10 protein-coding genes and 1 riboswitch are annotated in these 9669 nt (G+C 36.3%); of the genes, 8 read left to right on the top strand and 2 right to left on the bottom strand.

The genetic code is table 11. From position 1 onward, the window contains the following. From BMY57_RS16380 to BMY57_RS15215, 6 genes are all read left to right on the top strand, one after another. A partial coding sequence (locus BMY57_RS16380) for a transposase (RefSeq protein WP_256205328.1) occupies positions 1–379 on the top strand: 379 nt, incomplete at its 5' end. Positions 380–424: 45 nt separating this feature from the next. Then, positions 425–2020 carry an amidohydrolase gene (locus BMY57_RS15235; RefSeq protein WP_091776163.1) on the top strand — a complete coding sequence of 532 codons (1596 nt, stop codon included), beginning with the start codon at positions 425–427 and terminating at the stop codon, positions 2018–2020. A gap of 128 nt (positions 2021–2148) precedes the next feature. After that, complete coding sequence (locus BMY57_RS15230; RefSeq protein WP_091776160.1) at positions 2149–2805, top strand: DUF2953 domain-containing protein; 657 nt, start codon at positions 2149–2151, stop codon at positions 2803–2805. Continuing rightward, on the top strand, positions 2802–3290 hold the full coding sequence (gene ytfJ, locus BMY57_RS15225) for a GerW family sporulation protein (protein WP_091776157.1): 489 nt from the start codon (positions 2802–2804) through the stop codon (positions 3288–3290). The genes BMY57_RS15230 and ytfJ overlap by 4 nt, the downstream gene beginning before the upstream one ends. Positions 3291–3380: 90 nt before the next feature. Then, positions 3381–4364 (top strand): class I SAM-dependent methyltransferase, encoded by a 984-nt coding sequence (locus BMY57_RS15220; protein ID WP_091776154.1) that lies wholly within the window; start codon positions 3381–3383, stop codon positions 4362–4364. Between the two features lie 58 nt (positions 4365–4422). After that, positions 4423–5235 (top strand): EcsC family protein, encoded by an 813-nt coding sequence (locus BMY57_RS15215; RefSeq protein ID WP_091776151.1) that lies wholly within the window; start codon positions 4423–4425, stop codon positions 5233–5235. Positions 5236–5258: 23 nt separating this feature from the next. Here the strand turns inward: BMY57_RS15215 and BMY57_RS15210 are convergent, their stop codons facing one another. Continuing rightward, a complete protein-coding gene (locus BMY57_RS15210; protein WP_091776148.1) occupies positions 5259–5717 on the bottom strand; it encodes a universal stress protein in 459 nt (152 codons plus the stop codon). 146 nt (positions 5718–5863) lie between these two features. Here BMY57_RS15210 and BMY57_RS15205 point away from each other — a divergent pair, with 146 nt between their 5' ends. Continuing rightward, on the top strand, positions 5864–6616 hold the full coding sequence (locus BMY57_RS15205) for an SDR family oxidoreductase (RefSeq protein WP_091776145.1): 753 nt from the start codon (positions 5864–5866) through the stop codon (positions 6614–6616). A gap of 95 nt (positions 6617–6711) precedes the next feature. Next, positions 6712–7824 carry an alanine dehydrogenase gene (gene ald / locus BMY57_RS15200; RefSeq protein ID WP_091776142.1) on the top strand — a complete coding sequence of 371 codons (1113 nt, stop codon included), beginning with the start codon at positions 6712–6714 and terminating at the stop codon, positions 7822–7824. 376 nt (positions 7825–8200) lie between these two features. Here ald and BMY57_RS15195 read toward each other — a convergent pair whose 3' ends face one another. Further along, positions 8201–9307, bottom strand: a complete 1107-nt coding sequence (locus BMY57_RS15195; protein WP_091776140.1) for a 5-methyltetrahydropteroyltriglutamate--homocysteine S-methyltransferase — start codon at positions 9305–9307, stop codon at positions 8201–8203. Positions 9308–9393: 86 nt separating this feature from the next. Then, positions 9394–9496: riboswitch (SAM riboswitch) on the bottom strand. Positions 9497–9669 lie beyond the last annotated feature (173 nt).

The following is a 9669-nucleotide window of genomic DNA, read 5'->3' as shown; positions in this document are numbered from 1 at the left end:
ATGGGAACAACAAAAAGCATATACAAGGGAAAAGCTTTCGGAAGAAAAAACGGGTGAACTATACGGCAAACGAAAAGTAGATGTTGAACCTGTTTTTGGATTTCTGAAGGCTAATTTGCGCTTCTCTCGAATGTCTGTTAGGGGCAAAGAGAAGGTGAAAAATGAATTAGGATTTGCGTTCATGGCGGTGAATCTAAGAAAGTTCACCACCATGAACGCGAAAACAAGCTGGGCATATAACGAAACAAAGCAGAAAAAAGGCACCAAACCATACTTTTTATGGTTGGTGCCTTTTTTACGTTATTTTAGGCTAGTTATGTCCCAGCCTCTTTTTTTTGAGTTAAAAACCTTAGATTTGAATTTTAAGATAAATTGGTAGTAGTATAAGGTCACAGACTAAGATTTTTAATAAGGGGGACGACCGATGGGGCGACTTTTGTATGGAGGGAAAATTTATACGATGACAGGTCCGAATGAAACCGTTGAAGCTATTTATATTGAAAACGGCAAAATTGTAGCCACTGGTAAGCTTGATCAACTAAAAGACCGTTTTGCCAATCAAATAGAACAAGATATTGAATTACAAGGAACGATCTTTCCAGGGTTTATTGATAGTCATTTACATATTATTGGTCACGGTGAAAAGCTTCTCCGGCTCGATTTATCACAAGTGCAGTCTCGACAAGAGGTCATTCATAAAATTTCTGAAGCAGCCTCTGTCGTTAAAGATGGGGATTGGTTAATTGGAGAAGGATTTAACGAAAATAATTGGGATGATCCGATTATGATTCATCGAAAAGAGTTGGATGAGGTTTCGAATGGGCACCCTGTCGTTTTAACGAGAGTATGTCGACATGCTCTTGTGGCAAATTCTAAGGCAATGGAATTGTCGGGAGTTTCAGAGAAGACAGAAAATGTTTCAGGTGGGGTAATCGAACGTGATTTTTACGGCCATTTAACAGGAGCTTTCCATGATCAAGCTCAAGAGTTAATTAAAGAATATATGCCAATACCAGACTTAAATTATTTGAAAAAGGCAGTTAAAACATCCATTCAAGATCTTCTATCTAAAGGGATTGTCTCGGGTCATAGTGAAGATCTTAGCTATTATGGTGGATTTAAACAAACATATGATGCGTTTAAGGAAGTTATTCCCGAGGACCAACAGTTTAGAGCGCACCTTTTGGTCCATCATGAAGTCGTAGATGACTTACATAGAGAAGGTCATAAGCCTCAACAACAAGATGATTGGCTAGAATTTGGGGCAATGAAATTATTTGTGGATGGGGCATTAGGTGGTCGTACAGCTTTATTGTCTGAACCATATTCTGATGATCCAACCACAGATGGAGTAGCCATTCATAGCGATGAGGCACTAGAAGAGCTTGTGTTAAAAGCTAGACAATACCATATGCCCATTGCTGTTCATGCGATTGGTGATTTAGCATTGGAGAAAATCGTGAATTTAATTGAACAATATCCTCCGCCGCAGGGAATGAAGGATCGACTTATTCACGGTCAAATTATGCGTCCAGATTTAATAAAAAGATTAAAAAACAAACCAGTTATTATCGATATTCAGCCCTTATTTGTATCATCTGATTTCCCATGGGTGATTGAACGTGTCGGTGAAAAGCGAGCTAATGAATCTTACCCGTGGAAGAGTTATTTAAAAGAAGGCTTATTGTGTGCCGGTGGTTCAGATGCTCCTATTGAATCGGTCGAACCTCTATTGAGTATTGATGCAGCAGTCAATCGACGATCAGCATATGACGGTCACGTATATAATTCAGAAGAATGTTTAAGCATTTATGAAGCTATTGAATTATATACGGTTAATCCTGCAAAAGTCATTGGAAAAGAACATATTCAAGGAAAGATCGCTGAAGGATATTATGCGGATTTTGTAATTCTTGATCAAGACCCGTTTCAAATAAATAAAGATGAACTCCATAAGATTAAAGTGTTGAATACGATTGTCAACGGAGAAATTGTTTATTCTAATGATGACCACATGTAAAATACATGTGGTTATTTTTTATGAAATTTAATACCAGTTTTTGTAAAAAGAAATGATCCCGTAAAAAATCCTATATCAATGAATATTTTTCCAATAAATATGCACTCTAATCATAAGGGGTGCTTTAGATGGTGATGGTACTGTTATTAATTGTATTGGCTGTATTGGTTTTGATTTTTTTACCTCTCATTATTTTATTATTAAGCCAAGTTAAAGTGGAAATATCTTTTACATATAAAGGCCATCATCCAAACCTTCTAATTAAAGTCGTCCTCTGGAGAATCATTAAGTTTAGACGAAATATACCTCTGATTGAATTGAACCCAGATACTATGACAATCAATATTTTAGAGAAAGATGATTATTTTGGCTCTCAAAAAGAAAAGAATAAATCCTTTAAATTTGAAGATATTCAACAACAATGGAAGCTAATGAATGGAGTTATAAAAACAACTAAAGATGTCATTCCTCATATTAAGAGAGCTTTAAAAGCAGTACAGCTACATCAACTCAGTTGGCATACATTAGTGGGAGTAAATAGAGCCGATCATACAGCCATTTTAACAGGGGTATTATATTCATTAAAAGGTGGAGTTGCATCGATGGCTATGAACTATTTAACACCTATAGGGACTCCTATTTACAGCATTCAACCCCATTATACAAACTCTACTTATCAAACAGAGCTAGAGTGTATATTATCTTTTAAACTCGGTCAAATTATGCGTGAATTACTTAGTATCGCAAGACAATATGGAAAATTAAAGAAGGTGGGTATTAAATGAACGAACATCCAATACATGACATGATGGTTACAGCGATGGAAAACCTAAAAGATATGATTGATGTTAATACCATCATTGGTGAACCGATTGAAACGCCAGATCGATCAACGGTTATTTTACCAGTTTCAAAAGTTGGTTTCGGATTTGCGGCCGGTGGGAGCGAATTCAAAGGCGGGTCGTCCTCTCAAGATGATGATGGACAACAAAGTGGTTCACAACATCCCTTTGGTGGTGGAACAGGTGGAGGAGTATCCATTAATCCTATTGGTTTCTTAGTTGTGAGAAGTCATGAGGTGAAAATGGTACACTTAGACCAAGGTACTCACATTGTGGAGAAGCTAATGGAATTAGCTCCTCAAGCTGTAGATAAAGTTCAACAGTATTTCCAACAACAAAATCAACAAGGAAGACGAAATCAGAACCAGAGTCATAATCAGAACCAGAATCAAAATCAACATTCTCAATCACCAAACACACCAGAATAAACCATTTATCTATTAAAGTCCCGTTAAATTTGCTAAAATAATAACGTAGACATAAGGAATCGTTTGTGAATGAAATCGGAGGGACTTTGATTGGAGCAACAAATTGAGAAATTATTTACATGGTTAGATGAAACAACAGACATGATCTCGGAGGAAGAAGATGTTCCTTATTTGGATGGATTAATTGCATCCAGTGAATTGTTGTTTTATCGCGACTTACCTGAAGATCTAGAATCAACCTATTATAATAAGTTACAATCACAATTAGATATGATTAATTTATCCGATTTTGAGGTTGAAGTCAGACGTAAAGCATTACAATTAGCCATATTAAAAGGTATGAAAGGTCAAACTCAACAGCACCATTACATTACTCCGGATACTGTAGGAATGTTTATAGGTTACTTAGTGCAACGGTTTATTGGGGATAAAAAGGAATATACATTATTTGATCCTGCTTGTGGGACAGCGAATTTATTATTTGCTGTTATTAATCAACAAGAACAAAAGGATTCTCTTGTAGCGTATGGAAGTGAAGTCGATCCGACGCTTATTAGATTAGCTTATATTAATACGAATTTACAGGAGAAACAAATTGAGTATTTTCATCAAGATAGCTTAAAACCTATCCTTCTTGAACCAGTAGATGTAGTAGTCTCTGATCTACCTGTTGGGTATTATCCTGACGATACGACCGCACAAGCTTATGACTTAAAAGCAGAAGATGGTCATTCATATTCTCACCATTTATTTATAGAGCAAAGTTTAAAGTATACAAAAGATGGTGGTTATCTATTTTTTGTCGTACCAAGTCTATTATTTGAAAGTGATCAAAAAGATCAACTTCAAAGTTTTCTAAAAGAACACGCTCATATCGTCGGTTTGTTACAACTTCCAGAAACGATGTTTAAAAATGAAAACATGAGAAAAAGTATCTTTATCATACAAAAGAAGGGTGAAAATACACGTGATCCTAAAAAAGTCATGTTAGCAGATCTACCTTCTTTCAAAGATGCTAAAGCAATGGATAGTGTGTTACAACAATTGAACCAATGGTTTAAGAATGAACGATAAAATCAGCCAGTCCTAATCAAGGGCTGGTTTATCATTAGGTAAAGGGTGTGTGTTCAAAATGGGAGAGGAACGTATTCGACGCACGATTGAGAAGTGGGAAACGGATCTAGAGTCATATCATATGAACGATTTTGAACGAGTCTATGAAGTATGGTTAAATCAAATGTTTTCAAAGGTACCTAAACATTATCAAGATAAAATATTTGAATGGGCGGATCAATGGTTTCTATATAGCTATACCTTTCTTCAAGGAACTAGCTCTCAAATAGCAGCAAGAGAACGTATTTTACAAACAGCTAGATCATTTGATGACGAAATTGAAGAAATTTCTGATTTGAGAAGGTTATCTATTGAACAATTGACATACTTAGCAGATCAACAATTAGCGAAAAGTCGTGTGTATTCGTTTACGCAAGGTGGGATAACTGGTACTGGGGGTTGGTTATTTTTAGGGATCGATTTTCCGTTAATTTTAACCCTGAATTTAAGAAGTGTTCAGATGATTGGGAGCAGCTTTGGATATGATCTGAACAATCCAGTAGAAATGCTCTTGGCATTGAAGGTATTGCATGGGGGAATGATTCCCCAAAGATTTAAGTATGGGACTTGGCTAGAATTAAAGGAAGAATTAAATTCCCTTGATTCGATCATGGAGCAGGATGATTGGATTTTAGATCAAAACTGGTTTGAGCAACCTGTAAACCAATTGTTCAAAACCTTAGCCATAGTGATGTTCAGAAGGAAATTGGTTCAAGGTGTGCCACTCCTCAGTGTGGGGATTGGTGCTATTTCTAACTATAAATTAGCAAAAAATGTGACTTCGTTTGCTAAGACTTTTTATCAATACCGTCACTTAAATGAAACTTCATAAAAGAGAGGAGAGCACCTCTCCTCTTAACTTTTTTTCTGGTCATCTTCAGGCCTAATGACTAATACATCCACCTTGGCGTAGCGTGTTATATGCTCAGATACACTACCTATGAAAAAGCGTTCAACGGCATTCATACCAGTTGCACCACAAATGATTAAATCTGCTCCATGTCTAGGAGCGACTTCTTTAGCGATTTTAACTTTTGGTGAGCCGTGTTCAACATCAATGACAACATTTTGGACCCCAGCTCGGGTGGCTCGTTCTTCATAGCTTTTTAAAAGTTCAAGAGCATCGTTTTGAACTCGGTCTGATACATTTCGATCATAGGCTTCAATGGTGGAGTATACACGGGTATCTACAACATGAGAAATAATCAATTTGGCATGGTTTCTTTTAGCGATATCAATAGCTTTTTGAAAAGCAAAATCGGATGCTTTAGATCCATCGACCGCGATCAAGATATTATGGTATTCAAACGCCATATAACAGACCTCCTTTTGTACTAGTATAACACGCTTGTAATCGCATTCATAATATTTGTTTATATTAGTTTATTTCGTAAATTTTATTTGTGACATTGAAATGGTAAAATGTAGTTATAGTTTTGCTACAGAAATGGAGGGATCCCATGCGCCATGCCTTAATTACAGCTGGTACGAAAGGGTTAGGTCGTCAGATTACAGAGTATTTTTTAAATCATGGGTATCGCGTCACTGCTACTTATCGTTCGGATGAACAGAAAGCCAAACAGTTACTTGAAAAGCACGCTGATAAGCCTTTACATATTGTTCAATTAGATGTACAAGATGCTGAACAAATAAGAAAAGTTGTGAGTCAGGTCTACCATCATACAAACCGAATAGATTGTTTAATTAGTAATGCAGGACCATTCATTTTTGAGAGGAAAAAACTGATGGATTACAGTAGTGAGGAATGGAATAGTATGGTCCGTGGTAATCTTGATGCATCTTTTCACTTAGCTCAATCTTGTATCCCTTATATGAGAGCACAGGAGTTTGGTCGTATTATCTTTTTAGGTTTTCAAGGGGTTGATCATAGTTCTGGTTGGATTTATCGATCAGCATTCGCGTCTGCTAAAGTAGGGGTTGCTTCTTTAATGAAAACCATTGCCCTTGAAGAAGCTGAACATAAAATTACAGCTAATATGGTGGCTCCGGGGAAAATTATTGATTCGATGAAGGAAAAAACCATTCTAGAAAGTCGAGAAAACCATGAACATGAAACACCTATAGGGCGAGAAGGTACTGGCGAGGATATTGCCCGTACTGTCGGTTTTTTATGCCACGATGACTCTGATATGATTACTGGAACGGTTGTTGATGTTAATGGTGGGATGGATGTTATTCATCGTTATTTATAAAATTGTACAACTTTGACGAATTTAGTGTTATAGTAAAATTTGTTATGATATTTTAATACTATTGGATATTTTTGAAATCAGGGAGGTTTTGACTGATGAAAATCGGAGTACCAAAGGAAATTAAAAATAATGAAAATCGTGTCGCTTTAACTCCAGCTGGAGTCGTCGCTTTAGTTAATGCAGGACATGATGTTTTTGTTGAGACGAATGCTGGTGAAGGCTCTAATTTTACGGACAAGCAATATGAGGAAGCTGGCGCAAAGATCGTACCAACAGCTAAAGATGCCTGGTCTCAAGAAATGGTAATGAAAGTTAAAGAGCCACTTCCTGAAGAATATGATTATTTCTACGAAGGATTAATTTTATTCACTTACCTACATCTCGCTGCTGAACCTGAGCTTACTAAAGCATTAATTGACAATAAAGTTGTAGGTATTGCTTATGAAACGGTTCAGTTGGATAACCGTTCATTACCTTTATTAACACCAATGAGTGAAGTTGCTGGTCGAATGGCGAGTCAAATCGGAGCCCAGTTCCTTGAAAAATCTCGTGGTGGAAAAGGAATCTTACTAAGTGGAATTCCTGGAGTTGAAAGAGGAAAAGTAACGGTGATCGGTGGCGGTGTTGTTGGAACAAATGCTGCTAAAATTGCCGTTGGATTAGGTGCAGATGTTACGATTATTGATCTTAGCCCAGAGCGTCTCCGTGAATTAGATGATATCTTTGGAAATCAGATTAACACGGTTATGTCGAATGAGTTAAATATAGCGGAATCCGTTAAAAACTCTGATTTAGTTGTAGGTGCTGTATTAATTCCAGGTGCTAAAGCGCCAAAACTAGTTACTGAAGATATGGTTAAAGAGATGTCTCCAGGTTCAGTTATTGTTGATGTAGCCATTGACCAAGGTGGAATTGTAGAAACGGTTGATCATATCACCACTCATGACAACCCTACGTATGAAAGACATGGTGTTCTACATTATGCTGTTGCCAATATGCCTGGTGCCGTACCAAGAACATCAACGATTGGCCTAACTAATGTTACAGTTCCTTATGCATTACAGCTTGCGAATAAAGGGTACAAACAAGCTGTACAGGATAACCATCATTTGCTTAAAGGAATCAATACATTAGACGGTTATGTCACATACAAAGCCGTCGCGGATGCTCATAATTTAGAATTTAAAGATTTAAGTGAGTTATTATAAACATATTTTCCTTCATTCGTGAAAAACTATTTGTATAGTCGTCGATTGAAGGTGGTTAATATGAAAAAATGGATTGTCCGATTGATTAAATATGGCCCGATTATGTTTCCGTTCATTCAAAAAATGAAAAATAAATTTGGCCGCAAAAAGAAAAAGACAATAGACAAAGGGCAGTTTCAGTAGCCCATAAATATTAAAATCCAGCCGACATGGAACGGCTGGATTTTAATTATACAAGCCAAATTTGTACGTTTATTAGACAGATTTTAAAAAATATTAGACACATTTAAATATATATTAGACATTTTTTAAACTGTTCTAGACAGAAATTATTTTTTCTAGACAAAAACGCTCATTTATTAGACAATCCTTATTATTATTTCCAGATTTCTTTGGATAAGTCGACAATATATTTTAGCTTATTCCATTGTTCTTCTTCAGTCAGTTCATTACCGTGATGGGTCGACGCAAAACCGCACTGTGGGCTTAAGCAAAGTTGGTTTAGTGGGATATATTGACTCGCTTCTTCTACACGTTTCAAAATCGTGTCACGATCTTCCAATTCTCCGTTTTTTGATGTAATTACTCCTAGTACCACTCTTGGGCCATTTTCCGGTATATGTTTTAATGGCTCGAAACCACCAGAACGTTCGTCATCGTACTCTAAGAAAAACCCATCTACTTTCTCTTTGGCTAATAATGTAGGAGCAATAATGTCATAACCCCCGGAAAATGCCCACGTTGATCGATAATTCCCACGACATAAATGAGTGGTGACAAATAGGTCTTCAGGTTTATTTTCTAGAGTGCCGTTTACGACTCGTAATGCTAAATCGATTAAGTAATCTCTTGTATATTGGCCATCGTTAAATGGAATATCGGGAGCTGAAAGACCTGCAATATATACATCATCAAACTGTAGATAACGTACACCTGCTTCGTAAAAAGCTTGAATAGCATCTTGATAAGCTTTAATGAGGTCGTTTGCATATTCTTCAATATCTGGATAAATGTTTTCGTTTCTAATTCCTGCATTGAAGAATTGATTAGGACTAGGGATCGTTTGTTTAGTAACGGCACGACCTCCGACGAATTCGTTAAGTTCGACGAAATCTTTAATAAACGGATGTTCAGGATTAAAGGAAATCTTCCCTGTATTTTGAACGTTATAACGTTCTGTTTCAACACCATTTGCGAACTGATAGCCTTGGTTAGGCACATACCCTTCAAATCCATTAAAATGCTCCATAAAGTCTAAATGAAACCAAGTTCTTCTAAATTCACCATCGCTTACGACTTCTAACCCAACTTCAATTTGCTTCTCCACGACTCGTTTTATTTCTTCATTCTCGACTTGTCTTAATCCTTCTTTAGTAATGTCGCCTTCTTTAAACTGTTTTCGAGCTTGATGCAATCTTTCTGGTCTAAGTAAACTTCCCACATGATCCGCTCTAAATGGAATCGTTTTGATTGATGTTGTCATAAATAATCCCTCACTTTTCATTTTTATGTTAGTAAACTAAAAAAAGTCTCTTCATTAAGAAGAGACTTTAATACACACATTCACTCTTCTTATCTTCTAGCTTTCAAGCTACTGGAATTAGCACAGTGTTCAATTGAACCTGTTGCTGAAGCTTCGTCGGGCCAGTCCCTCCACTTCTCTTGATAAGAAAATAAAACAATATTCAATTAATTGAAAACAATATTACAGTGTTTCTTTTTAGTTGTCAAGTATTGGTTTTAATAAATTTTTATACAGTCTATTGAATTTTTATACAATTATATGTATGATTATTTAACATGACATATTACTTAAATAGGGGGATCCGAATTGTCACAAATCAA

Origin of the sequence: Piscibacillus halophilus (assembly GCF_900110685.1) — a bacterium.
Classification (GTDB): Bacteria; Bacillota; Bacilli; order Bacillales; family Alkalibacillaceae; genus Piscibacillus; species Piscibacillus halophilus.
The sequence above is the reverse complement of the archived record's forward strand: the minus strand, read 5'-3'. Positions and strand labels throughout refer to the sequence as shown.

What these genes read in the sequence shown, in the direction of transcription:
- BMY57_RS15235 (WP_091776163.1), top strand. Translation starts at nt 425, where the DNA reads ATGGGGCGACTTTTGTATGGAGGGAAAATTTATACGATGACAGGTCCG.
- BMY57_RS15230 (WP_091776160.1), top strand. Translation starts at nt 2,149, where the DNA reads ATGGTGATGGTACTGTTATTAATTGTATTGGCTGTATTGGTTTTGATT.
- ytfJ (WP_091776157.1), top strand. Translation starts at nt 2,802, where the DNA reads ATGAACGAACATCCAATACATGACATGATGGTTACAGCGATGGAAAAC.
- BMY57_RS15215 (WP_091776151.1), top strand. Translation starts at nt 4,423, where the DNA reads ATGGGAGAGGAACGTATTCGACGCACGATTGAGAAGTGGGAAACGGAT.
- BMY57_RS15210 (WP_091776148.1), bottom strand. Translation starts at nt 5,717, where the DNA reads ATGGCGTTTGAATACCATAATATCTTGATCGCGGTCGATGGATCTAAA.
- BMY57_RS15205 (WP_091776145.1), top strand. Translation starts at nt 5,864, where the DNA reads ATGCGCCATGCCTTAATTACAGCTGGTACGAAAGGGTTAGGTCGTCAG.
- ald (WP_091776142.1), top strand. Translation starts at nt 6,712, where the DNA reads ATGAAAATCGGAGTACCAAAGGAAATTAAAAATAATGAAAATCGTGTC.
- BMY57_RS15195 (WP_091776140.1), bottom strand. Translation starts at nt 9,307, where the DNA reads ATGACAACATCAATCAAAACGATTCCATTTAGAGCGGATCATGTGGGA.